Here is a 21,421-nt window from a genome sequence, read left to right on the forward strand (position 1 = left end):
ACACCATCCTGTCCTCCCGCCGCTGGCTGACCAGGTATATGATCTCCGGCGGCGGGAGGCACAAGTGATGTGATCGACCTCAGTTCACCCGCCGGTCCCGGTCTTCCCAATAGGGCTTGCGCAGATCCCGCTTCAGGATCTTGCCGGCACCGGACATGGGCAGCGGTTCGTCGCGGATTTCGACGCTGCGCGGGCATTTGTAGCCGGCGATGTGCTGCTTGCAGAAGGCGATGATCTCTTCGGCCGTGGGGCGGGCGTCGGACTTCGGCACCACCACGGCATGGACGATTTCGCCCCAATGCTCGTCGGGGATGCCGATCACCGCGCATTGGGCGACGTCCGGATGGCGGGCGACGACGTTTTCGACCTCCAGCGAATAGACGTTCTCGCCACCGGAGATGATCATGTCCTTCACCCGGTCGACGATGTAGATGAAACCGTCCTCGTCCATGCGCGCGCCGTCGCCGGTGTGCATCCAGCCGTCGACGATCGCCTTGGCGGTTTCTTCCGGGCGTTCCCAATAGCCCATCATCACATTGCGGCCGCGCACGACCACCTCGCCGACCTCGCCCACCGGCACCGGCCGGTCGTCGGCATCGACGATGCGCACCTCGCAGCCGATCACCGCCCGGCCGGCCGAGCGATGGCGGCCTTTGGCCCGGCTTTCGCCCACATGTTCCTGCGGGTGGAGCAGGGTAGCGACGGGGGAAAGCTCGGTCATGCCATAGGCCTGCATGAACTCGACCCCGGGCAGCTTCGCCGTGGCGCGGTCGAGCACGGCTTCGGTGATCGGGGCGGCGCCGTAGATGATCCGCTTCATCGACGAGAGGTCGTAATTGCCGATCGCCGGATGGTCGACCAGCATCTGGATCATGGTCGGCACCAGCAGGGCCGAGGTCACCTTGTGCTCCTGGATCGCCTTCATCACGCCTTCGGGCGTGAAGGAGGGGACGATCACATGCGGTTCCCCCTTCATCAGCAGGGAGAAGGTCGCAGCTCCGTCGGCCAGATGGAACATGGGCGCGCTGTGCAGATAGACCGTGCCGTCGGGAAACAGACCTTCGGCCAGGGAATGCAGGCTGTTGGAGATGATGTTCTCGTGCGACAGCATCACCCCCTTCGACCGGCCGGTGGTGCCGCCGGTGTAGAAGATGCCGAACAGATCGTCGCCACTGCGCTCGGCATCGGGGATCGGATCATGGTTCCGGATCAGATCCTCGATATGGGGCATGTCTTCAGGCGCCGGGCCGTCGCCGGCATAGATCAGGGCGAATTGCGAGCCCGAGGCCGCCGCGATCGCCCGGCCCATTTCGGCGAAGGCGTCGTCGACGATCAGCAGGCTGGCGCCGCAATCCTCGATCGCGTCGGCATTCTCGGCGCGGCTCCAGCGGATGTTCAGCGGTACGATCACCGCGCCCGCCCAGGGGGTGGCGAGGTAGAATTCGATATAGCGGTCGGAGTTCAGCGTCAGCAGCGCGACGCGGTCGCCATCCTCCACCCCCAGCGCCCGGAAGGCGCCGGCGATGCGGGCGACGCGGTCGGCGGTTTCGCCCCAGCTGCGGGTGCGGCCGGCGCAGATCGTCGAGGTCCGATCGCGGGCAATGGCGATCGTCCGTCGGAGCCCTGATGTGATGCCCATATATCCTCCCAGTGGGTTTGAGCGTTGCCTCCGGTATGCCGTCCGCACTTCTTTATCGGGCGGATCGGGCAGGAACGCCGGCACGGGAGGGAGGGCAGGGCGGCGGGCCGCCGCCCGGGCCCTAGCGTGCCAGCGCGTGCCGCGCCATGTCTGCCATGACGTCGGCGATCTCTTCGGCCGTGCGCGGGCCGCCTTCACGGAACCACTGGCCGACCCAGTTGACCGCACCGGCCAGCAGGAAGGCGGCGATGCGGATATCGACCTCGCGGATGGAGCCGTCGGCGACACCCTGGGCGATATAGCCGCGCAGCCTGGTATCGATCGACCGCTTCCAGTCGCGGACCTTGCGCCGGCTGTCGGGCGCCAGGTCGCGATCGTCGACGCTGACCAGACACATGCCGAAATCGGCGGTCATGTTCAGCGTATAGGCCCTGAGGAAGGCGACCGCCCGGTCCAGCCCGCGCTTGCCCGCATCATCGACACCGGCAAGCTCGGCTTCGATCAGCTCCCCACCCAGCTGATAGCAGGCGTAGAGGATGTCTTCCTTGTTGCGGAAATAGTGGTAGAGCGCGGGCTTGGTGATGTGCAGCTGCTCGGCCACGTCCGCCATCTTGGTCCGGTGGAAGCCGTTCTCGACGAACAGCCGCGCCGCCGTGCGCAGCACCGCATCACGCTTGGCATCGCGGTCGCGCTGGCGTTCGGCGGCGGGCTTCCAGGGGGAGGCGGGAATCTCGATCTGCACGGGGGGTCTGATCTCTCTGCTGCACGGGCCTCGGGTCGCCGCCCTCCGGTAACCGCCGGAGCGGGCCGGTGGGCAGATCCGGGGGATGATCGCACGACCGGCCCCGGATCGGAACGGCCGCGCATCACAATCCGGACGATTGACGGCCCGACTTCGTATTCGGTATCTTACCCATGGGTAAAAGAAAATGTCCATGCCCGTCGCGGCGACCGGCCGCCGGGCCTGTCCACAAGTCCAGTCAAGGGCCCAGTCATCCCAAGGACGGCGAGCCTTGAGGGCAGTCGTTCCCCCCAACAGGCGAGGAAAGCTCATTATGGTCGAGAGCGTGAGGATCGCGGGCGTCGGCATGATCCCGTTCGTGAAGCCGGGCACCAGCGCGCCCTATAGCGATATGGGGGCCGAAGCCGCCCGTCAGGCCCTGGCCGATGCCGGCATCGGCTACGACCAGATCCAGCAGGCCTATGTCGGCTATGTCTATGGCGACAGCACCTGCGGTCAGGCGGCGCTCTACGAGGTCGGCATGTCCGGCATCCCGGTGGTGAACGTCAACAACAACTGCTCGACCGGCTCGTCGGCGCTGTTCCTGGCGCGGCAGGCCGTGGCCTCGGGGGCGGCGGATTGCGTGCTGGCGCTGGGCTTCGAGCAGATGGTTCCGGGTGCGCTCGCCGACGTCTATCAGGACCGGCCCAGCCCGATGGCGAAGTTCATCGAGGTCGCCAAGGAATTCGACCCCGCCGCCGAGGCGCCGATGGCCATCCGCCTGTTCGGCGGTGCCGGCAAGGAATACCAGCAGAAATACGGCGCGAGCGACGCGGCTTTCGCGATGATCTCGGTGAAGGCGCGCCGCCATGCCGAGCATAACGAGCGGGCGATCTTCCGCACGCCGACCTCGGTGGAAGAGGTGCTGGCGTCGAAGCACATGTACGGGCCGCTCACCCGCCTGCAGTGCTGCCCGCCGACCTGCGGTGCCGCGGCGGCGGTGGTCGTCTCCGAAGCCTTCGCCCGCAAGCACGGCCTGACCGACGCGATCCGCCTGCGCGCCCAGGTGATGACCACCGACTTCCCGTCCAGCTTCGGCGAGAAGAGTATGATGAAGGCAGTGGGCTACGACATGGCCCGCGCCGCGGCCGATGCGGTCTACGAGCAGACCGGCGTCGACCCGATGGATGTGAGCGTGGTGGAGATGCATGACTGCTTCACCGCCAACGAGCTGATCTCCTACGAGGCGCTCCGGCTGACGCCCGAGGGCACGGCCGAGAAGTTCATCATGGACGGCGACAACACCTATGGCGGCCGCGTCGTCACCAACCCCTCGGGCGGGTTGATCTCCAAGGGCCATCCGCTGGGCGCGACCGGCCTTGCCCAGTGCGCCGAACTTGTCTGGCAGCTGCGCGGCCAGGCCGGTCCGCGCCAGGTGGAGGGCGCGAAGATCGCGCTTCAGCACAATCTGGGTCTGGGCGGCGCCTGCGTCATCTCGCTCTACGACCGCGCCTGACCGGCATCGAGCAGGAGAGGATGATCATCCATGCTCGATAGAGCGGCGATCGGGCGGGTTCTCCCGCCCGTCACCGCGACGGTCGAACGCGGCCGTCTGCGGTTCTTTCTGAATGCGATCGGCGAGACCAGCCCGATCCACCACGATACGGCCGCGGCGCAGGCCGCCGGCTATCGCGACTGTCCCATCCCGCCCACCTATCTGTTCTGCCTGCGCATGCTGGATGCGCCCGAGCCCTATGCCCTGCTCGACGAGCTGGGGGTCGATCTCGGCACCGTGCTGCATGGCGAGCAGAGCTTCACCTATCACCAGCCGGTGGTGGCGGGCGACGAGATCCGCTTCATCGGCCGGATCGCCGACATCTTCGACCGCAAGGGCGGGGCGCTCGAATTCCTGGTCGAGGAGATCCGGGTTGAGCGCGTGTCGGACGGTGCCCATGTCGCCGATGTGCGGCAGGTGACCGTGATCCGCAATCCCGTGGCCGGAGGTGCGGCATGAGCGGTGAACCGATCCGGGTGGTGGCCGAGATGCCGCCGATCACCCGCACGCAGCTGGCGCTCTATGGCGGTGCCTCGGGCGACCACAACCCGATCCATATCGATATCGACTTCGCCAAGGCCGCCGGTTTCCCCGACGTCTTCGCCCACGGCATGCTGGTCATGGGGCTCGCCGCCCGGGCCGTGACCGGGGCCGTGCCGCTCTCGCGCCTTAAGTCCTATGGCGTGCGTTTCACCGCCATCACCCAGGTCCACGACCGGCTGACGGTCGAAGCGGTGGAGACCGGCGTCACCGAGGCCGGCGACCGCCGGCTGGACGTGACCGTCCGCGACCAGAACGGCCAGGTGAAGGTGCAGGGCGAAGCGCTGATCGCCGCCGGCTGATCCGGCCCGGGCCTGTCTGCCCTTTTCAAAAAACCTCAGAAAATATCGGGAGTGACGTCAAGATGGGCAAGCTCGACGGCAAGGTCGCGCTGGTTTCCGGATCCGGCCGCGGCATCGGCCGCTCCATCGCCCTCAAGCTGGCGAGCGAGGGTGCGAAGGTCGTGATCAACGATCTCGACGAGGCACCGGCCGAGGCGGTGGCCGCTGAAATCCGCGAGATGGGCGGCGAAGCCCTGATCTGCGCCGGCAATGTGGCGGCCGAGGATTTCGGCACCCGCTTCGTGAACACCGCAGTCGAGGGCTTCGGCGGTCTCGACATCATCGTCAACAATGCCGGTTATACCTGGGACTCGACCATCCAGAAGATGACCGACGAGCAGTTCCAGGCGATGATCGACGTCCATCTGACGGCACCGTTCCGGATCCTGCGGGCTGCTGCCGAACCGATCCGCATCTTCTCCAAGCGCGAGGCGCAGGAGGGGCGCGAGGTCTTCCGCAAGGTGGTCAACATCTCGTCGATCGCGGGCCTCTACGGCAATGCCGGCCAGGTCAGCTATTCCTCGGCCAAGGCGGCGCTGGTCGGCATGACCCGCACGCTGTGCAAGGAATGGGGCCGCTACAAGGTCAACGTGAACTGCGTCGCCTTCGGACTGATCGCCACCCGTCTGACCCAGGCGATCGAGAAGGAACAGGCGACCATCGATGTCGACGGCCGCGAGATCAAGGTCGGCGTGCAGCATCAGCTGCTCGACACCATGGCCCAGCTGATCCCGCTCGGTCGTGCCGGCACGCCGGACGAGGCGGCGGATGCGGTCTATCTGTTCTGTGCACCCGAGAGCAATTACGTCAGCGGCCAGGTTCTGGTCTGCGGCGGCGGCATCCTGCTCTGATACCTGTCGGCGGCGGCGGGCCCCGCGGCGTGACCGCCGGGCCCGCCGCCGCACACGATCCGACGGAGACATCCCCATGACCGCTTCTGCCCCCCGGACGACCTCTTCCTGGATGACGCCGGAGCTTGAAAGCCTTCGCGACCAGTTCGGCCGCTTTCTGGACGCCGAACTGAAGCCCCATGCCGCGCGCTGGCGCCGGCAGCGGATGATCGACCGCTCGGCCTGGACGGCGCTGGGGGGGATGGGCGCGCTGGGTGCTGCGATCCCCGAGGAATGGGGCGGCAGCGGCGGCGATGTCTATCAGGAGATGGTGCTGCTCGACACCATCAACCGGCGCTGTTCCGACCTCGCCAACGGCTATAGCGTGCATTCGGGCATCGTGACCCATTACGTGCTGACCTATGGCACCGAGGATCAGAAGCGGCGCTGGCTGCCGAAGCTGTGCTCGGGTGAGTGGATCGGTGCGATCGCGATGACGGAGCCGGGCGGCGGGTCCGACCTTCAGGCGCTGACCACCCGCGGCCGGCGCGACGGCGACGACTATGTCATCGACGGCCAGAAGACCTTCATCACCAACGGCATCGCCGCCGATCTGGTGCTGGTGGCGGTGCGCATCGACGGCACGCCGGGGGCCAAGGGCATCTCGCTGATCGGTGTGGAGAAGGGCGCGCCCGGTTTCCAGCCCGGCCGGCCGCTGGAAAAGATCGGCCTGCATGCGGCCGATACCGCCGAGCTGTTCTTCGACGGCGCCCGTGCGCCGGTCGACAACCTTCTGGGCGGCATCGAGGGTCGCGGCTTCTATCAGATGATGGAGCAGCTGCCCCGCGAACGCCTGATCCTTGCCATTGGCGCGGTTGCGGCGATGGAGCATGCGGTCGAGATCACCCGCGCTTATGTCCACGAGCGCAAGGCCTTCGGCAAGACCCTGTTCGACTTCCAGACCATTTCCTTCCGCCTGGCCGAGCTTGCGACCGAAGCCCATATCGCGCGCGTCTTCGTCGACGACTGTCTGGTCAAACTGGCCGAGAACCGGCTCGACAACGTCACCGCCTCGATGGCCAAGTGGTGGTGCAGCGAACGCCAGGTCCAGACCGTCGACGCCTGCCTGCAGATGTTCGGCGGCTATGGCTATATCGAAGAAACCGAAATCGCTCGCATGTATACCGACGCCCGGATCCAGAAGATCTATGGCGGCGCCAACGAGATCATGAAATTGCTGATCGCGCGCTCGCTCTGACGGCGCGGCTGCCGGCGATCTGAGGATGGGGCCTGCCCGATGATCGGGCGGGCCCGTTTTATTCCCCGGGGTGAGGCAGCGGTTCTACAGAAAGACGAAGACCAAGGGCAGCCAGAACTTTCAGTATAGTTCCGAATTCGGGATTTCCCTTGTCGCTCAAGGCTCGATAGAGGCTTTCGCGGGAGAGTCCTGCATCTTCGGCAATCTGTCTCATTCCTTTAGCGCGTGCCACGACGCCCAACGCGTCGGAAATAAACGCAGGGTCTCCTGTTTCGAACGCATCGGATAGATAGCCGGCCATAGCCTCGTCATCGTCCAGATATTCTGCCGGATCAAAGGCCGTGGTCTCCAGCGCCATTGTCACCTCTCCATTTCCGCCGCAAGTCTCTTTGCTTGCTCAATGTCGTCATTTTGACGGTTATTCGTGCCACCGCATAGAAGAACAATAAGAACAGTGCCACGCTGGGCGAAGTAAACCCTATACCCTGGTCCCTCATGAATGCGCAGCTCGGAAACACCCTGCCGCACCAGCGCATGCGGCAGACAGTAGTTTTTAGATGATTTTATCTGGAGAATATATCGTGAGAGAAAATCTGGCGCATTCCTCTCATCTGAGCGGGCGTCGCGCTCACCCCCGCGCCCGCAGCCCCGCGCCGGCGGCCAGGGTGGGGGGCAGGCGGCCGACCGCCAGCGCGGCGGCGGTGGTGCGCTCCACGTCCAGGCGGTCGAGGGTGAGCCGGCCTTCGGAGTATTCGACCACCCGGCCGGTGAGCACGATGTGGTTGGCGCGGGGCATCACCGTCACCCGCCCGCGGCGGGGCGAGAGTTGCAGACCGTCCAGCCGGTCGCGGGTCAGCATGTCGGCGAAAAGCGGTGCCAGACCGGCATGGACGATGCCGGTGACCGGGTCTTCAGGCACGCCGAGCTTCGGGGCGAAGAAGCGGCAGACATAGTCGGCGCCATCGGCCAGAGAGGCGCCGTCGGCGAGGCTGGCGACCGCCACCCCCCGAGGCGGCAGGGCGGCAATGGCGGCGTCGTCGGGGCGGATCGCCTCGACCTCTGCCGGATCCTCGACCAGCACATACCAGTCGTGGCGGCCTTCCAGCACGGCGGCGGGGGCGACACCGCCCAGGGCCGCGGTGATCGCGCGCAGCATCGCCGGGCGCGGTTCGATTCCGGTCAGCCGCTCACGCGGCAGGGAGAGGCACAGTCGACCGCCATCCGAATGATCGCGGGTGACATGGAGCAGCCCGCCCCGGGTACGGAACACCACCGCGGGTGCCTCGGGCGCGACCCTGCTCAACACCACATGGGCGGCGGCCAGCGTGGCATGGCCGCACATCGGCATTTCGGTGGTGGGAGTGAACCACCGCAGATGGAAGGGACCGGCGGCGGCGCCATCGCCCGTGCCGAACCCGCCCGGATCCTCGGGCACCAGGAAGGCGGTCTCGGACAGCCGGTTTTCGGCCGCGATCGCCTGCATCACCGGCACCGGCAGCCAGGCATCCATCAGGCAGACCGCCGCCGGATTGCCGGCGAACAGCCGCTCGGCGAAGGCATCGAGGTGAAAGATCCTGACGTTTCGCATGGCGGGACCATTCCTTCGCAAACTGTGGGTTGCGTTTAATTGGAATGATCACGCCAAATGAGATCGTCAGGCAAGCGGCATCTGCGCGCTGCGGCAAATCCGTGGTCAGCGGTTCATATCATGATATTCGTCGTTCGGCAGCATGTCGACGGCGCTCGCGACGCGGTTGGTCATGTTGTAGAAGCCGATGACATTGGCCAGGTCGAAAATGTCTTCGACCGAAAAGCCCGCGTCGCGCAGCCGGGCCCGGTCTGCCTCATCGACCAGGGTCGGGGTTTCGGTGACCTTGGCGGCGAAATCGAGCATCGCCCGGTGGCGGAGCGACAGCGGTGCCACCCGGTAGTTCATCACCAGCATCTCGCCGAGCTTCGGGTCGCCCGACAGTGCCCTGACCGCCTGGCCATGGGCGACCAGACAGTAATAGCAGCGGTTGATCGACGAGACCACCACCGCCACCATCTCGCGCTCCAGCTTGTCGAGCCCGCTGTCGCCCAGCATCAACTCGTTGTAGAAGCGGCTGAAGGTGCGGAATTTTTCTGGCCGCAGCGTATAGGCCTGCAGCACATGCGGAACCATGCCGAGCTTCTCGCGGCACTTCGCGTAATAGGCCTGGATGTCATCGGCATGGCCGGCTTCGTCGGGGATGGGCAGGGCCATCACCTCGGGCTTCAGCTGCAGCGGCTTGTCGGCGGACATGGGTGAGCGTCTCCCCGGTTCTTGTATGATCCGGGGAGTATGCCTGCCGTGGCCGGGGCTGTCTTCAGAAGCCGGGCGTCACCCGCCACATTGGCCGCGATGGCGCAGCAGATGATCGGCCAGCACCACCGCCATCATCGCCTCGCCCACCGGCACCGCGCGGATGCCGACGCAGGGGTCATGACGGCCCTTGGTCACCACCTCGGTATCCGCGCCGTCGCGGGTGACGCTGAGCCGGGGGGTGAGGATGGAGCTGGTCGGCTTGACCGCAAAGCGCACCACCACCGGTTCGCCATTGGCGATGCCGCCCAGGATGCCGCCGGCGCGGTTGCCCAGGAAAGCGGGCTTGCCCTCGCGCATCCGCATCTCGTCGGCATTCTGCGAGCCGGTGAGACGGGCGGCCGCGAAACCGTCGCCGATCTCCACCGCCTTGACCGCATTGATGCCCATCATCGCCTTGGCGAGATCGGCATCCAGCTTGTCGTAGAGCGGATCGCCCAGCCCGACCGGCACGCCTTCCGCCACCACTTCGATCACCGCGCCGCAGCTGTCGCCGGATTTGCGCAGGCCGTCCAGATACTCGGCCCAGCGCGCGGCGGTTTCGGCATCGGGGCAGAAGAAGTCGTTGCGGCCGGTCTCGTCCCAGTCCCAACGGCTGCGATCGACGCCGATGCCGCCCATCTCGACCAGGGCGCCGCGGATGGTGACGGTCTCTCCCAGCACCTTGCGGGCCACCGCGCCGGCCGCCACGCGCACCGCGGTCTCGCGGGCGCTCGACCGGCCGCCGCCCCGATAGTCGCGGATGCCGTATTTGGCCTGATAGGTGAAGTCGGCATGGCCCGGACGGAACTTGTCTTTGATCTCGCCGTAATCCTTCGAGCGCTGATCGGTATTGCGGATCAGCAGGCTGACCGGGGTGCCGGTGGTGAGGCCTTCGAAGGTGCCCGACAGGATCTCGACCTCGTCGGGCTCACGCCGCTGGGTGGTGAAGCGCGACTGGCCCGGCCGGCGCTTGTCGAGGAAAGGCTGGATGTCGGCTTCGGTCAACGCCAGGCGTGGCGGCACGCCGTCGACCACGCAGCCGATTGCCGGGCCATGGCTTTCACCCCAGCTCGTGAAGCGGAAAAGCTCGCCGAAACTGTTGCCTGCCATGGCCGGTCCGATCCTTCAAAACGGTGCTGTGGGAGAGAGGTGGGGGTCAGCCGAGATTGATGTCGGGCGCATCCTCGGCCTTCATGCCGACGATGTGATAGCCCGCATCGACATGCATCACCTCGCCGGTGATGCCGGTGCCCATGTCCGAGAGCATCAGCAGCGAGGCGTTGCCGACCTCTTCGATCGAGACCGTGCGCCGCAGCGGCGAGTTCATCTCGTTCCAGCGCATGATGTAGCGGAAGTCGCCGATGCCCGAGGCGGCCAGCGTCTTGATCGGCCCGGCCGAGATGGCGTTGACCCGGATGTTTTCGGGGCCGAGGTCGGCCGCCAGATACTGCACGCTGGATTCGAGCGCCGCCTTGGCCACGCCCATGACGTTGTAATGCGGGATCACCCGCTCCGCCCCCAGATAGGAGAGCGTCAGGATGCTGCCGCCATGCTGCATCAGCGGCCGGGCATACTGCGCCATCTGCACCAGCGAGAAGGCCGAGATCTGCATGGTGCGCAGGAAGTTGTCGAGCGTGGTGTCGACATACTTGCCCTTCAGCTGGTTCTTGTCGGAATAGGCGACGGCGTGCACCAGAAAGTCGAGCCGGCCCCATTTTTCGGCGATCGTGTCGAACAGGGCCTTCATGCTGTCGTCGTCGGTGACGTCGCAGGGGGCGACGAGCGTGGCACCGACTTCGGCGGCCAGCGGGCGGACCCGCTTTTCCAGCGCCTCACCCTGATAGGTCAATGCCACCTCCGCGCCGTTCAGCGTCACCGCCCTGGTGATCCCCCAGGCGATCGAGCGGTCGTTGGCGACGCCGACGATCAGGCCGCGCTTGCCGGCCATCACGTTCGATTGAACGATCATGCGGTCCCCTCGCAGTATCCAGGCGGCCGGTCCAGGGAGGCGCCGGGGGCGCGGCCGGCCCTGGCGGACCTCGTGTGACAGGTTGCATCCTGCAGGTTGCAGACGTGCCGTTCGGCCGGCGGCCGGGCACAGGTGCGGCGCATCCTACACGAAACGGCGGTCCGGTCAAATCGGCACCGGACGGGGCCTGAACGGCGGATTTCAGCGCTGTCCGGGCCGGTGCATGTGCCGTCGTGCCAGCCTGCGGGCGGCCGCATGCCGGCGCCGGTGACGGTCGATCCGCGACCGCACGGCGGCCCAATAGCCACCCAGCAGGAAGACATAGGCCGCCAGATACAGTAGCAACAGGGTTGCGATCATGCTGCCCAGGCTGCCATAGACCGCGTTCATGCCACCCGTCTGGCGCAGATAGACCGAAAAGCCGATCAGCAGGGCCATCCAGCCCAGCACGATGACGGCTGCCGGCGGCAGCAGCACCCGCCGGCGCGGCGGCAGGGCATCGGGCAGCAGGCGCAGCAGGCCCCAGACCACGGTGACGGTGCCGGCCAGCACCAGGGGCGGGCGCAGGGTATGGACCAGCCAGACCCAGGCATCGGACAGGCCGAAGAAATCGACCGCAGGGCCGATCACGATCGGCAGGAAGACCAGCAGCGCCAGTGCCACCGGCAGGGCGAGCGCCCCGCCCGCCACCAGGGCCAGACTTTGCAGCCGCCGTTTCCACAGCGGCCGGACCATCTTCACCCGGAAGGCGCGGTTGAGCGCGTTGCGCAGGCTTTCAAGCGCATTGGAGGCCGACCAGAGGGCGGTGAGGATGCCGAAGGTGAGCAGCCCGCCCTTGGGGCCGAAGATGATCGTGTCGATCGGCCCGCGCAGCGCCTGGGCGACATCGGGCGGCAGATAGTCGAGCAGAGTGAGGATCAGGGCATGAACCTCGCCACCCTGGCCGATCACGCCGGCCAGCACCACCAGCACGATCAGGAAGGGGAACATCGAAAACAGGCTCGCGAAGGCGATATGGCCTGCAATCTGGTCGGCGCCGTCGCGGGTGAAGCGGCCGTAGGTGACCATCAGCTCGCGGACCCGCCGGTTGCTGCGCAACCGGCGGAGAAGAGGGCGGTAGAAGGGGGTCTTGTCAGGGTTTGCCGTTGCCGTCATTCGATCCCGGCTCGCCGCCGGACCTGATCGTAATCCGCGGGCGGCTTCCACCGCTTCACGAATTCCGTCAGCGCGGGGTCGTCGCGATCGGGCAGGACCAGTTTCAGCACCACGAACAGGTCGCCGCGATCGCTCTTGTCCGCACCCATGCCGCGGCCCTTGAGCCGCAGCCGGCGCCCGCCCGAGGATCCGGGCGGCACGGCGACCCGGACCGGGCCGTCCAGGGTGGGAACGACGATGCCGGCACCGAGCACCGCTTCAGGCAGGGTGATGGGCACATCGATCAGGATGTCGCGGCCCTCGGCGCGGAACAGGGGGTGGGGTCGGACATTCACTTCCACCAGCGCATCACCGGCCTCGGCATTGCCGAAACCGGGCATGCCCTGGCCGTTCAGCCGCAGTTTCTGGCCGTCGCGGATGCCGGCGGGCACGGCGACTTCCAGCTCGCGCCCCTCGGGCAGGCGGATGCGCTTGCGGGTGCCGCGGGCGGCCTCGATGAATTCGACCGTCACGGTATAGGTGACGTCGACACCGCGGCGATGAATGCCGGTGCGGCCGCCGCTGCCGTTGCCACCGGCGGCCTGGTCGCTGCGCCCCGGCTGCGCGCGGCGGCTGCGGGCGGGGTCGGTGAAGATGTCCGAGAAGAAATCGGCGAAGCCGCCGCCCTCGGCACCCCGGGGGCGCGGGCGGGCACGGCCGTTGCCGGCACCATCGATCTCGCCACGGTCGAAGGCGGCACGCCGGGCCGGGTCGGACAGGATCGCATAGGCGGCAGACACGTCCTTGAACCGGCGTTCGACCTCGGCGTCGCCCGGGTGCAGATCCGGGTGATAGGCCTTGGCGAGGCGCCGGTAGGCAGTCTTGATGGCGTCGGGCGTGGCATCACGGCCCACGCCCAGTGTCTGATAAGGATCGGCGTTCACGCGGTCCCCCGTGGACGTAAGCGGGCCGCCGCCCGATCAGGCGGCGGCCCGTGCCCAAGGGTCGTTGCGGCCGGCCCCTGCGTCAAGCCCGTAGACGTCAGGAGTTGACGATCTTCCAGCTGCCGTCCGGCTGACGGCAGGCGGTGCCATAGGCTTCCTCGGTCTTGCCGCCGACATTCACGCGCTGGGTGAACTCGCGGCAGTATTCGCCGCTGGAGCGCTGATAGGTCTTGACCGGGGTGATCGAGCCGGAATTGCCGCTGTCCGGGTTGCTCCAGCTGCTGCTCTGTCCGGTGGGGTTGCTTTCAAGCGCCCGCTGGCTGGCACGCTCTGCCTCCAGCTGGTCGGCACGGTCGAGCGACTTGCCGATTTCATTGCCGGCGAAGGCGCCGAGCAGCGCGCCCGCGGCGGTGGCGGCCAGCTGGCCCGTGCCCTTGCCGAACTGGGCACCGGCGACGGCGCCGCCGACGCCGCCCAGCACCGCACCGACACCCTGCTTGGTGCCCATGTCGGACTGGGCGCAGGCGCCGAGGGCAAGGCCGGCTGCGACGATCAGGGGGATGAACGGCTTCATGGGAGCTTCCGGTAGATGATGTGTCGGGTGCGGGGAGGTGTGGGGTGCGGGCGCCACATCCGGGCGCCGTTTCGTGTCAGGTGCGCATGGTAGCACGCGACCAGCCATGGCCAAGCGGCCTCGGCGTGTCAAATTTCGGTCGGAGGACAACACATCCGGGCCTTGGGGAAGATATCGGCGGCCCACCCCCGTCTGCCAAGGGGTGCGACAGATGCGACCATGGAAGGGGGCGGGTGCTGCCCGCAGCGCTTGCCGCCCTGCCGGGTGTGGTGCATCTATTGAGCGGAGGGCCGGCTCGCGCCACCAGACCGCCCCCACTCCCCCGCCCATCATTCGCGGAGCCTTTGAAACCATGTCCCTCCCCGAACTTGAAGATCCGTTCGAGCAGTTCGGCAAATGGTATGCCGAGGTGCGGGACGAACCCGCGATCACCGAGCCGACGGCGATGTGTGTCGCCACCGCCGGGAGCGACGGGCTGCCGGCGGCGCGCATGGTGCTGCTGAAGGCCTGGGACCGCGACGGCTTCGTGTTCTACACGAATTACGAGAGCGACAAGGGCCGCGACCTGCTGGCCAATCCGCAGGCGGCGCTGCTGTTCTACTGGATGCCGCTGGGCCGGCAGGTGCGGGTGCAGGGCCGGGTAGAGCAGGTGACGGCGGAAGAGGCCGATGCCTATTTCGGCAGCCGGGCCCGAGACAGCCAGATCGGCGCCTGGGCCTCGCGCCAGTCGCGGCCGATGACCGGCCGCTACGATCTTGAGAAGCGGGTGGCGGAATTCGCGATCAGGTTCAATGTCGGCCGGGTGCCGCGGCCGGATTACTGGTCGGGTTTCCGGGTGGTGCCGCAGCGTATGGAATTCTGGCAGGAAGGCCGTTTCCGCCTGCATCAGCGTCTGGTCTATCTGAAGGACGGGGACGGCTGGACCCGTCAGTGGCTGTTCCCGTGATCAGACCGCTGGGCGTTCTGGCGCCGCCCGATCCCGAGGTGGCGCGGCTGAAGCGGCGGGTGACGCTCGCCTCGCTTGCGGTCGCGCTCATCCTGGTGGCGCTGAAACTCGCCGCCTCGATCATGACCGGATCGGTCAGCATCCTGTCGAGCCTGGTCGACAGCGTGTCGGATTCGGGCGCAAGCCTGGTGACGCTGATCGCGGTGCGCCAGGCCATGCGCCCGGCCGATGCCCATCATCGCTTCGGCCATGGCAAGGCCGAGCCGCTGGCAGCGCTGGGCCAGGCACTGTTCGTGACCGGCTCTGCCCTGTTGCTGTGTGTCGAGGCGGTGCGCCGGCTGATCGAACCCGAACCCGTGGGCGAAGGACCGGTCGGCATCGCCGTGATGGTCTTCGCCATCGTGGCGACACTGCTGCTGGTCCGCTATCAGGACCGGGTGATCGCCCGCACGCAGTCTCTGGCGGTGGGGGCCGACCGGCTGCACTATGTGGGCGACCTGCTGATCAATCTGGGCGTCATTCTGTCGATCCTGCTCAGCCAGTATGCCGGCGTGACCGAGGCCGACCCGGTGATCGCCGTGCTGATCGCGCTGCACCTGATCCGCGGCGCCTGGAAGATCGCGCGGGGCGCGCTGGATGCGCTGATGGACCGGGAACTGCCCGAGGCCGAGCGCGACGAGATCCGTAAGATCGTTCTGGCGGTGCCGGGGGTGCGTGGCATGCACGACCTGCGCACCCGGTCGTCCAGCGTGCACACCTTCATCCAGCTGCATCTGGAACTGGATCCGGCGGCACCGCTGGCGGATGCGCACGGGATCGCCGATCGGGTTGAAACGCTGCTGCGTGCACGTTATCCCGATGCCGAGGTCATCACCCATCTCGATCCGAAGGGCGTGACGGAATTCGTTCCGACCTTCCGCTGATCGTATCGACGGTAGTGATGCCGAAACATCTCCACTACAGGTTGTCGGTTTGCTAGGCTCTCGCATGGTGGATCGCGTTGCGACCATCAGGCCCCATGTCGGGCGACCCGCCTGTCGACGTCCAGAAGGAAGACTGCCGCGATGGATCTTGCCAGCCATATCCGCCGGGTGCCCGATTTCCCCAAGCCGGGCATCCTGTTCTACGACATCTCGACCCTGCTGGCCCATTCCGGGGCCTGGCGCGAGACCATCGACCGGATGGCGGAAGCGATCCGTCCGATGCAGCCGGATCTTCTGGCCGGGATCGAAAGCCGCGGCTTCCTGGCCGCTGCCCCCCTGGCGCTGGCGCTGGGCAAGGGGTTCGTGATGGTCCGCAAGCGCGGCAAGCTGCCGGGGCGCACGGTGTCTCATGCCTATGCGCTGGAATATGGCGAGGATGTGGTCGAGGTGCAGGACGGCATGATCGAGCGCGGCCAGCGGGTGGTGCTGGTCGACGACCTGCTCGCCACCGGCGGCACCGCTGCGGCGTCGATCGAGCTGCTGCGCAAGGTGGGGGCCGAGGTTCCGGCCGCTGCCTTCATCATTGAACTGATGGGCCTCGGCGGCCGCGAGCGGCTGGACGTGCAGGAGGTGCGGACCGAAACCGTGCTGCAGTTCCCGGCCTGACCAGATCCGCCGGGACCATGGGCAGGATCAGGCGCCGGCGCTGATCTCCGCATGACGCGGGCAGGTCGTGAGGTGGTCGTTGACCAGCCCCGCCGCCTGCATGAAGGCATAGACTGTCGTCGAGCCCAGATGCCGGAAACCCGCCTGTTTCAGCCGGCGGGCCAAGGCATCCGAGAGGGCGGTCCTGCCCGGCACCTCTGCACCGGTCGTGAAATGATTGGTCAGCGGCTGCCCGTCCACCGCCGCCCACAGAAAGGCGGCGAGGCCGGGCCCGCTGTCGCGCAGCGCCAGCGCCGCCCGGGCATTGGCGATGGTCGCCTCGATCTTGCCGCGGTGGCGGATGATGCCGGGGTCGGCCAGCAGGCGGTCCACATCTGCCGGGCCGAACCGGGCCAGGATGTCGGGATCGAAGCCGGCGAAGGCCCGGCGAAAGCCCTCGCGCCGGCGCAGGATCGTGATCCACGACAGGCCCGACTGAAAGCTCTCCAGCACCAGCATCTCGAAGAGCGGCCGCTCGTCGCGGACCGGTACACCCCATTCGGTGTCGTGATAGGCCCGGTAGAGCGGGTCGGTGCCGCACCAGGGGCAGGGGCCGTGCCTTGCTTCCTCCTGCTCAGCCATCGGTTCGCGGCCGGGCGGTGATGGTCAGCCCCTGGGCGGTGAGGGCGGGGCCGCTGCCGTCGGTGGCTGCGGTCGTGCGGTCGATGCGCAGCAAGGCGAGGCCGACGGGGCCGATCGCGCTGCGCAGCTGGCCGGCCTCGCGTTCCCCCGCCATCACCGGCGTGCCCGGGGCGGGCAGGGGCGCGCCATCTGTGGCATCGACCACGAACAGGCGCTTGCGGACCTGGCCGCGGAACTTGCTGCGGGTGGTGACCTCCTGGCCGACATAGCAGCCCTTGTCGAACGCAACCCCGTTCAGCCGGTCCAGATCATGTTCCAGCGCCAGCCCCTGTTCGGGCGGCAGATCCTCGGGGCCTTCCGGCACGCCCGCCTCGATCCGGTGCAGATGCCAGGCCGCTTCCGGCACCGGGGTGAGACCGGTATCGGCCGCAAAGGCTTCAAGCGCCGCCTCGGGCCCCCAGAGCCGCAGGCCGAGGCCGGCCCCACGCGGATCGGGGACCTGCAGAACATCGTTGCCGTCGCCCTCGACGACAGGTCCCGCATCCTGCACCCCCGGGCCGAAGGCGACCGCGACAGCAAGCCCGGCTGCGGGTGCGATCCTCACCTTCGCCCGCAGCTTGTAAAGGGTCAGGCGCCGGATCAGGTCGGCGGCAAGGCCGGTTGCGCATTCGACCAGCAGCCGGTCGTCGCCGGCGCGGGCCACGATCAGGTCATGCAGGATCTTGCCCTGGGGCGTGAGCAGGGCGCCGTAACAGGCCCGCCCGTCGGCCACCGGGTCGAGATCGCCCGAGACCAGACCGTCGAGGAATTTGAGCGCGTCCTCTCCCTCCACCGCGACCAGGCTGCGGGCGGGCAGGCGGGTGAAGGCGGGGACCGTCGGCCGGAGGGGCAGTGTCGCGGTCGTCGTCGCGGGCTCGGTCATGGCGATGGATCCGGATCCTTGATGGGCGGGCGGACAAGGTCGCTCAACAGTGGCGTCGCCGGGCCGATGGTTCAAGAGGCGACGGCCGGCCATGACCGGCCATGGTTGCGCCCGAACCCCCGCGCGCCCTATAACCGGCGGGATGCCCATCTCCGGGACCGCGCATGGAATTGCTGTTCATCACCTCGACCCGCATCGGTGACGCCGTCCTGTCGACGGGACTGCTCGATCATCTGATCGCAACCGAAACCGCTGCCGGCCGCCCGGTACCGCGGGTGACGGTGGCCGTGGGCGCGCCCGCCGCACCGCTCTTCGCCGGGGTGCCTGGGCTGGTGCGGGTGCTGCCGATCGTCAAGCGGCCCCACGCCGGCCACTGGCGCGATCTCTGGCGGGCCACGATCGGCACGCGCTGGGATCTGGTGGTCGATCTGCGCGGTTCCGCCATCGCCTGGCTGCTGCGGGCCCGGCACCGGCGGGTGCTGTCGCGCCATGAAGACGGCCGGCACAAGCTTTATGAACTGGCGCGCACGCTTGATCTGGACCCGCCGCCCGCACCGCGCATCTGGACCCGCCCGCAGGATCATGCCGCGGCTCTGGCGGCCTTTCCGGAAGGTTCGCAGCCCATCCTGGCGCTGGCACCGGCCGCAAACTGGGTGGGCAAGCAATGGCCGGCGGAGCGTTTCGCCGAACTGGTCGGTCGGCTGGCCGGGCCGGGCGGGGCGATGGCCGGGGCACGGGTGGCGGTGATCGCCGCCCCCCACGAACGTCCGCAGGCCGAGCCGGCGCTGGCCGCTGCGCGCGCGGCGGGGCTGGAGGCGCCCGACATCATCGGCAGCCTGCCGCTGCTGGGCGTGCAGGCGCTGCTGGAACGTAGCGCCCTGTTCATCGGCAATGACAGCGGGCTGATGCACATGGCGGCGGCGGCCGGTGCGCCGACCCTGGGCCTGTTCGGCCCCACACCCGATTCGCTCTACGGCCCCTGGGGGTCGCATGCCGTGGCGGTGCGCACGCCCGAATCGTATGACCGCCTGGCCGCCGAACGGCCGACCTCACCCGCCGATCGCTGCTACATGACCGGGCTGGCCACGGATACGGTGGAAGGGGCGGCGGTGGCGCTGCTCGACCGTGTGGCGCGGTCGGGACGGATACCGGCATGACCGCGCGGCCGGCCGATCTCGCCATTCTGCTGCCGCCGAGCGACAGTTTCCAGGCGGCGAATGCCGGCGCGATCTCGTTGTCGGTGCGCGATTTCGTCCGCTTCAGCGGCTATGCCGACCGGACCACGGTGTTCGGCGCCCGGGTCGACGAGCCCTTTGCGGGCATCCGTTTCCGCGGGCTCGCCACCCGCGGGCTGGCGGGCTCTCGCCGGCTTGCCTATCTGCTCTCGGCAACCCGTGCCCTGCTGACCGCGCGCCCGAAGCTGATCGAGGTTCACAACCGGCCGGAATTCCTGCCCTGGCTGATGCGGGTGGCACCCGGTGCGGGCTTCGCGCTGTTCCTGCACAACGACCCCCAGGCGATGCGTCGGTTCCGCAGCGCGGGCGAGCGTCGGGCGCTGCTCGCCCGGCTCGACACGGTGTTCTGTGTCAGCGGCCATATCCGATCACGGCTGCTGGAGGGGATCGACGATCCCGCGCTGGCCCGCAAGGCGGTGGTCTGCCCGATCGGTTTCGACCTGCCGGTGTTCGACGCGAAGCGTGCCGCGATATCGGCACCCCGAGAGCCGGTCGTGCTCTTCGTCGGCCGTATCGTGAAGGACAAGGGCGCCGATCTGTTCGTCGAAGCGGCGGCGGCGGCGCTGGCCGACCGGCCGGGCTGGCGGGCGGTGATGGTGGGTGCCGACCGGCCGCCGGAGGGGGCGACTGCCCGCGCGGCGGCGGTGTCGCCGTTCGAAACGGCGGTGCGGGCGCGGGTGGCGGCGATCAATGCCGGCCGCGACCGGCCGCTGATCGAGATGACCGGATTCCGGACCTACGACCAGGTGCTCGACCTTTACGGCCGGGCGGCAATGGCGGTGGTGCCCTCGGTCTGGGACGAGCCGTTCGGCCGCACGGCGGTGGAGGCCGTGGCCATGGGCTGCCCGCTGATCGCGACCGAACGCGGCGGTCTGCGAGACATCGTCCATGGTGCGGGCCTGACGCTGGATCCGGCCACGCCGGATGCGCTGGCGGCCGCAATCGGCGCGCTGGCCGATGATCCCGCGCGCCGCGAGGCCCTGGCGCGGAACGGCCGTGCGCATCTGGACCGCCAGGGCTACGATATCCGCGACGTCGCGGCCGGGATGGACCGGGCCCGCCGCGACCGGCTGGGACAGCCCGTGTCCGCCCCGCCGGTTTCGACGTCCGGTAACCCGCCCCGACCCCCGCTAACCCAACGGACGGATGATGCCTGATACCGAACAGCCGCGACCTGCGACCGCCCCCGACCGTCCCATTCTGCAGAGGGACGGCCTGCAGAGAGACGGGCGGCCGCTTCGGGTGATGCAGCTCATGGCGGGTGCCGCCCATGGCGGTGCCGAAGCCTTCTTCGACCGCCTGGCCATCGCCTTCCATCGCGCCGGCATCGAGCAGGCCATCGCGGTCAGGCCGCATGAAGAGCGGATGGCGAAGCTGAGGGCCGCGGGGCTTGACCCCAAGGGGCTGCGCTTCGGCCGCCATGCGGATCTGAAGACCTGGTGGACGCTGCGGCGGATGGTGAAGCGGTTCCGTCCGGACATCGTGCTCACCTGGATGAACCGGGCGACGGCGGCCTGTCCCTCGGGCGATTTCGTGCATGTCGCCCGGCTGGGCGGCTATTACGATCTGCGCCATTATCGGGGTGCCGATCATCTCGTCGGCAATACCCGCGACATCGTCGCCTATCTGCGCCGCAAGGGCGTGCCGGCCGATCGCAGCCATTACGTGCCGAATTTCGTGGACGCAACGCCGCTGCCGGCCGAACCGCGCGCCCGCTGGGGCACGCCCGAGGATGCGCCGCTGATCCTGGGCCTCGGCCGTCTGCATCCGAACAAGGGCTTCGACGTGCTGATCCGGGCGGTGGCGCAGGTGCCACGCGCCCATCTGTGGATCGCGGGGGTGGGCTCGCTGGAAGACGATCTGCGCGAGCTGGCGCGGTCGCTGGGCATCACCGATCGGGTGTCGTTCCTGGGCTGGCGCGCCGATGTCGCCGCCCTTTATGCCGCGGCCGATGTGTTCGTCTGCTCGTCACGCCACGAACCGCTGGGCAATATCGTGCTGGAGGCCTGGGCGCATCATGTGCCGGTGGTGGCCGCCGCATCCCAGGGGCCGTCGGAGCTGATCGCCCATGGCGTGAACGGGCTGCTGGTGCCGGTCGACAATGATGCCGCCATGGCCGCAAGCATCGAGACGGTGCTGCGCGAGACCGCCCTGCGCGAGACCATGGTCGCAGGCGGCCGGGCGACCTATGAGGGGCATTTCACCGAGGCAGCCGTGGTTCGCGCCTATGCCGATCTTTTTGCCCGCATCCTGCCCACCCGCTGACCGGAACCCGCC

23 protein-coding genes and 1 pseudogene are annotated in these 21,421 nt (G+C 68.1%); 11 read left to right on the forward strand and 13 right to left on the reverse strand.

The window, feature by feature from the left end; all coding sequences use genetic code 11:
• Window positions 1-79: 79 nt before the first annotated feature.
• Window positions 80-1,639 (reverse strand): acyl-CoA synthetase, encoded by a 1,560-nt coding sequence (locus TMO_RS04890; RefSeq protein WP_014744491.1) that lies wholly within the window; start codon window positions 1,637-1,639, stop codon window positions 80-82.
• A 121-nt stretch (window positions 1,640-1,760) separates the two neighbouring features.
• Window positions 1,761-2,381 (reverse strand): TetR/AcrR family transcriptional regulator, encoded by a 621-nt coding sequence (locus TMO_RS31550; protein WP_014744492.1) that lies wholly within the window; start codon window positions 2,379-2,381, stop codon window positions 1,761-1,763.
• 313 nt (window positions 2,382-2,694) lie between these two features.
• On the opposite strand from TMO_RS31550, the gene TMO_RS04900 reads away from it, so the two are divergent.
• From TMO_RS04900 to TMO_RS04920, 5 genes are all read left to right on the forward strand, one after another.
• Window positions 2,695-3,876, forward strand: a complete 1,182-nt coding sequence (locus TMO_RS04900; RefSeq protein WP_014744493.1) for a lipid-transfer protein — start codon at window positions 2,695-2,697, stop codon at window positions 3,874-3,876.
• Window positions 3,877-3,906: 30 nt separating this feature from the next.
• Window positions 3,907-4,374 carry a MaoC family dehydratase N-terminal domain-containing protein gene (locus tag TMO_RS04905; protein ID WP_014744494.1) on the forward strand — a complete coding sequence of 156 codons (468 nt, stop codon included), beginning with the start codon at window positions 3,907-3,909 and terminating at the stop codon, window positions 4,372-4,374.
• Window positions 4,371-4,757 carry a MaoC/PaaZ C-terminal domain-containing protein gene (locus TMO_RS04910; protein WP_014744495.1) on the forward strand — a complete coding sequence of 129 codons (387 nt, stop codon included), beginning with the start codon at window positions 4,371-4,373 and terminating at the stop codon, window positions 4,755-4,757. The genes TMO_RS04905 and TMO_RS04910 overlap by 4 nt, the downstream gene beginning before the upstream one ends.
• Window positions 4,758-4,819: 62 nt before the next feature.
• A complete protein-coding gene (locus tag TMO_RS04915) occupies window positions 4,820-5,647 on the forward strand; it encodes an SDR family NAD(P)-dependent oxidoreductase (RefSeq protein ID WP_014744496.1) in 828 nt (275 codons plus the stop codon).
• A 76-nt stretch (window positions 5,648-5,723) separates the two neighbouring features.
• Window positions 5,724-6,884, forward strand: coding sequence for an acyl-CoA dehydrogenase family protein (locus TMO_RS04920; RefSeq protein WP_014744497.1), 1,161 nt, complete (start codon window positions 5,724-5,726; stop codon window positions 6,882-6,884).
• Window positions 6,885-6,942: 58 nt separating this feature from the next.
• Here the strand turns inward: TMO_RS04920 and TMO_RS30265 are convergent, their stop codons facing one another.
• From TMO_RS30265 to TMO_RS04955, 9 genes and pseudogenes are all read right to left on the reverse strand, one after another.
• Window positions 6,943-7,242, reverse strand: coding sequence for an addiction module antidote protein (locus tag TMO_RS30265; protein ID WP_014744498.1), 300 nt, complete (start codon window positions 7,240-7,242; stop codon window positions 6,943-6,945).
• Window positions 7,243-7,244: 2 nt separating this feature from the next.
• A pseudogene (locus TMO_RS30270) lies at window positions 7,245-7,412 on the reverse strand (type II toxin-antitoxin system RelE/ParE family toxin); the annotation flags it as partial.
• Between the two features lie 100 nt (window positions 7,413-7,512).
• Window positions 7,513-8,472 (reverse strand): PhzF family phenazine biosynthesis protein, encoded by a 960-nt coding sequence (locus TMO_RS04925; RefSeq protein WP_014744499.1) that lies wholly within the window; start codon window positions 8,470-8,472, stop codon window positions 7,513-7,515.
• 105 nt (window positions 8,473-8,577) lie between these two features.
• Window positions 8,578-9,168 carry a peroxidase-related enzyme gene (locus TMO_RS04930; protein ID WP_014744500.1) on the reverse strand — a complete coding sequence of 197 codons (591 nt, stop codon included), beginning with the start codon at window positions 9,166-9,168 and terminating at the stop codon, window positions 8,578-8,580.
• A gap of 78 nt (window positions 9,169-9,246) precedes the next feature.
• Window positions 9,247-10,320 (reverse strand): chorismate synthase, encoded by a 1,074-nt coding sequence (aroC, locus tag TMO_RS04935; RefSeq protein ID WP_014744501.1) that lies wholly within the window; start codon window positions 10,318-10,320, stop codon window positions 9,247-9,249.
• Between the two features lie 46 nt (window positions 10,321-10,366).
• Entirely contained in the window at window positions 10,367-11,179 is an 813-nt protein-coding gene (fabI, locus tag TMO_RS04940) for an enoyl-ACP reductase FabI (protein ID WP_014744502.1), read from the reverse strand.
• 201 nt (window positions 11,180-11,380) lie between these two features.
• On the reverse strand, window positions 11,381-12,334 hold the full coding sequence (locus TMO_RS04945; RefSeq protein ID WP_014744503.1) for a YihY/virulence factor BrkB family protein: 954 nt from the start codon (window positions 12,332-12,334) through the stop codon (window positions 11,381-11,383).
• Entirely contained in the window at window positions 12,331-13,257 is a 927-nt protein-coding gene (locus TMO_RS04950; protein ID WP_041604834.1) for a DnaJ C-terminal domain-containing protein, read from the reverse strand. Before TMO_RS04950 ends, TMO_RS04945 begins: the two co-directional genes overlap by 4 nt.
• A gap of 97 nt (window positions 13,258-13,354) precedes the next feature.
• Window positions 13,355-13,831: an RT0821/Lpp0805 family surface protein gene (locus tag TMO_RS04955; RefSeq protein WP_014744505.1), complete on the reverse strand. Its 477-nt coding sequence runs from the start codon at window positions 13,829-13,831 to the stop codon at window positions 13,355-13,357.
• Between the two features lie 352 nt (window positions 13,832-14,183).
• On the opposite strand from TMO_RS04955, the gene pdxH reads away from it, so the two are divergent.
• The 3 genes from pdxH to TMO_RS04970 all read left to right on the forward strand — a co-directional run bounded on the left by pdxH (window position 14,184) and on the right by TMO_RS04970 (window position 16,366).
• Window positions 14,184-14,777, forward strand: a complete 594-nt coding sequence (pdxH, locus tag TMO_RS04960; protein ID WP_014744506.1) for a pyridoxamine 5'-phosphate oxidase — start codon at window positions 14,184-14,186, stop codon at window positions 14,775-14,777.
• Window positions 14,774-15,700, forward strand: a complete 927-nt coding sequence (locus TMO_RS04965; RefSeq protein ID WP_014744507.1) for a cation diffusion facilitator family transporter — start codon at window positions 14,774-14,776, stop codon at window positions 15,698-15,700. Before pdxH ends, TMO_RS04965 begins: the two co-directional genes overlap by 4 nt.
• Window positions 15,701-15,841: 141 nt before the next feature.
• Window positions 15,842-16,366, forward strand: coding sequence for an adenine phosphoribosyltransferase (locus tag TMO_RS04970; RefSeq protein WP_014744508.1), 525 nt, complete (start codon window positions 15,842-15,844; stop codon window positions 16,364-16,366).
• 27 nt (window positions 16,367-16,393) lie between these two features.
• Here the strand turns inward: TMO_RS04970 and TMO_RS04975 are convergent, their stop codons facing one another.
• Window positions 16,394-16,987 (reverse strand): DNA-3-methyladenine glycosylase I, encoded by a 594-nt coding sequence (locus TMO_RS04975; RefSeq protein ID WP_014744509.1) that lies wholly within the window; start codon window positions 16,985-16,987, stop codon window positions 16,394-16,396.
• Entirely contained in the window at window positions 16,980-17,909 is a 930-nt protein-coding gene (locus TMO_RS04980) for a YgfZ/GcvT domain-containing protein (RefSeq protein WP_014744510.1), read from the reverse strand. The genes TMO_RS04975 and TMO_RS04980 overlap by 8 nt, the downstream gene beginning before the upstream one ends.
• Before the next feature lie 164 nt (window positions 17,910-18,073).
• On the opposite strand from TMO_RS04980, the gene TMO_RS04985 reads away from it, so the two are divergent.
• The 3 genes from TMO_RS04985 to TMO_RS04995 are packed head-to-tail and all read left to right on the forward strand — an operon-like array spanning window position 18,074 to window position 21,409.
• Window positions 18,074-19,066 carry a glycosyltransferase family 9 protein gene (locus tag TMO_RS04985; protein ID WP_014744511.1) on the forward strand — a complete coding sequence of 331 codons (993 nt, stop codon included), beginning with the start codon at window positions 18,074-18,076 and terminating at the stop codon, window positions 19,064-19,066.
• Window positions 19,063-20,301: a glycosyltransferase family 4 protein gene (locus TMO_RS04990; RefSeq protein ID WP_014744512.1), complete on the forward strand. Its 1,239-nt coding sequence runs from the start codon at window positions 19,063-19,065 to the stop codon at window positions 20,299-20,301. Before TMO_RS04985 ends, TMO_RS04990 begins: the two co-directional genes overlap by 4 nt.
• Window positions 20,294-21,409 carry a glycosyltransferase gene (locus TMO_RS04995; protein ID WP_145978199.1) on the forward strand — a complete coding sequence of 372 codons (1,116 nt, stop codon included), beginning with the start codon at window positions 20,294-20,296 and terminating at the stop codon, window positions 21,407-21,409. Before TMO_RS04990 ends, TMO_RS04995 begins: the two co-directional genes overlap by 8 nt.
• Window positions 21,410-21,421 lie beyond the last annotated feature (12 nt).

It is taken from the genome of Tistrella mobilis KA081020-065, assembly GCF_000264455.2.
Taxonomy (GTDB): Bacteria; Pseudomonadota; Alphaproteobacteria; order Tistrellales; family Tistrellaceae; genus Tistrella; species Tistrella mobilis.

What these genes read in the sequence shown, in the direction of transcription:
- TMO_RS04890 (WP_014744491.1), bottom strand. Translation starts at nt 1,639, where the DNA reads ATGGGCATCACATCAGGGCTCCGACGGACGATCGCCATTGCCCGCGAT.
- TMO_RS04900 (WP_014744493.1), top strand. Translation starts at nt 2,695, where the DNA reads ATGGTCGAGAGCGTGAGGATCGCGGGCGTCGGCATGATCCCGTTCGTG.
- TMO_RS04905 (WP_014744494.1), top strand. Translation starts at nt 3,907, where the DNA reads ATGCTCGATAGAGCGGCGATCGGGCGGGTTCTCCCGCCCGTCACCGCG.
- TMO_RS04910 (WP_014744495.1), top strand. Translation starts at nt 4,371, where the DNA reads ATGAGCGGTGAACCGATCCGGGTGGTGGCCGAGATGCCGCCGATCACC.
- TMO_RS04915 (WP_014744496.1), top strand. Translation starts at nt 4,820, where the DNA reads ATGGGCAAGCTCGACGGCAAGGTCGCGCTGGTTTCCGGATCCGGCCGC.
- TMO_RS04920 (WP_014744497.1), top strand. Translation starts at nt 5,724, where the DNA reads ATGACCGCTTCTGCCCCCCGGACGACCTCTTCCTGGATGACGCCGGAG.
- TMO_RS30265 (WP_014744498.1), bottom strand. Translation starts at nt 7,242, where the DNA reads ATGGCGCTGGAGACCACGGCCTTTGATCCGGCAGAATATCTGGACGAT.
- TMO_RS04925 (WP_014744499.1), bottom strand. Translation starts at nt 8,472, where the DNA reads ATGCGAAACGTCAGGATCTTTCACCTCGATGCCTTCGCCGAGCGGCTG.
- TMO_RS04930 (WP_014744500.1), bottom strand. Translation starts at nt 9,168, where the DNA reads ATGTCCGCCGACAAGCCGCTGCAGCTGAAGCCCGAGGTGATGGCCCTG.
- aroC (WP_014744501.1), bottom strand. Translation starts at nt 10,320, where the DNA reads ATGGCAGGCAACAGTTTCGGCGAGCTTTTCCGCTTCACGAGCTGGGGT.
- fabI (WP_014744502.1), bottom strand. Translation starts at nt 11,179, where the DNA reads ATGATCGTTCAATCGAACGTGATGGCCGGCAAGCGCGGCCTGATCGTC.
- TMO_RS04945 (WP_014744503.1), bottom strand. Translation starts at nt 12,334, where the DNA reads ATGACGGCAACGGCAAACCCTGACAAGACCCCCTTCTACCGCCCTCTT.
- TMO_RS04955 (WP_014744505.1), bottom strand. Translation starts at nt 13,831, where the DNA reads ATGAAGCCGTTCATCCCCCTGATCGTCGCAGCCGGCCTTGCCCTCGGC.
- pdxH (WP_014744506.1), top strand. Translation starts at nt 14,184, where the DNA reads ATGTCCCTCCCCGAACTTGAAGATCCGTTCGAGCAGTTCGGCAAATGG.
- TMO_RS04970 (WP_014744508.1), top strand. Translation starts at nt 15,842, where the DNA reads ATGGATCTTGCCAGCCATATCCGCCGGGTGCCCGATTTCCCCAAGCCG.
- TMO_RS04975 (WP_014744509.1), bottom strand. Translation starts at nt 16,987, where the DNA reads ATGGCTGAGCAGGAGGAAGCAAGGCACGGCCCCTGCCCCTGGTGCGGC.
- TMO_RS04980 (WP_014744510.1), bottom strand. Translation starts at nt 17,909, where the DNA reads ATGACCGAGCCCGCGACGACGACCGCGACACTGCCCCTCCGGCCGACG.
- TMO_RS04985 (WP_014744511.1), top strand. Translation starts at nt 18,074, where the DNA reads ATGGAATTGCTGTTCATCACCTCGACCCGCATCGGTGACGCCGTCCTG.
- TMO_RS04990 (WP_014744512.1), top strand. Translation starts at nt 19,063, where the DNA reads ATGACCGCGCGGCCGGCCGATCTCGCCATTCTGCTGCCGCCGAGCGAC.
- TMO_RS04995 (WP_145978199.1), top strand. Translation starts at nt 20,294, where the DNA reads ATGCCTGATACCGAACAGCCGCGACCTGCGACCGCCCCCGACCGTCCC.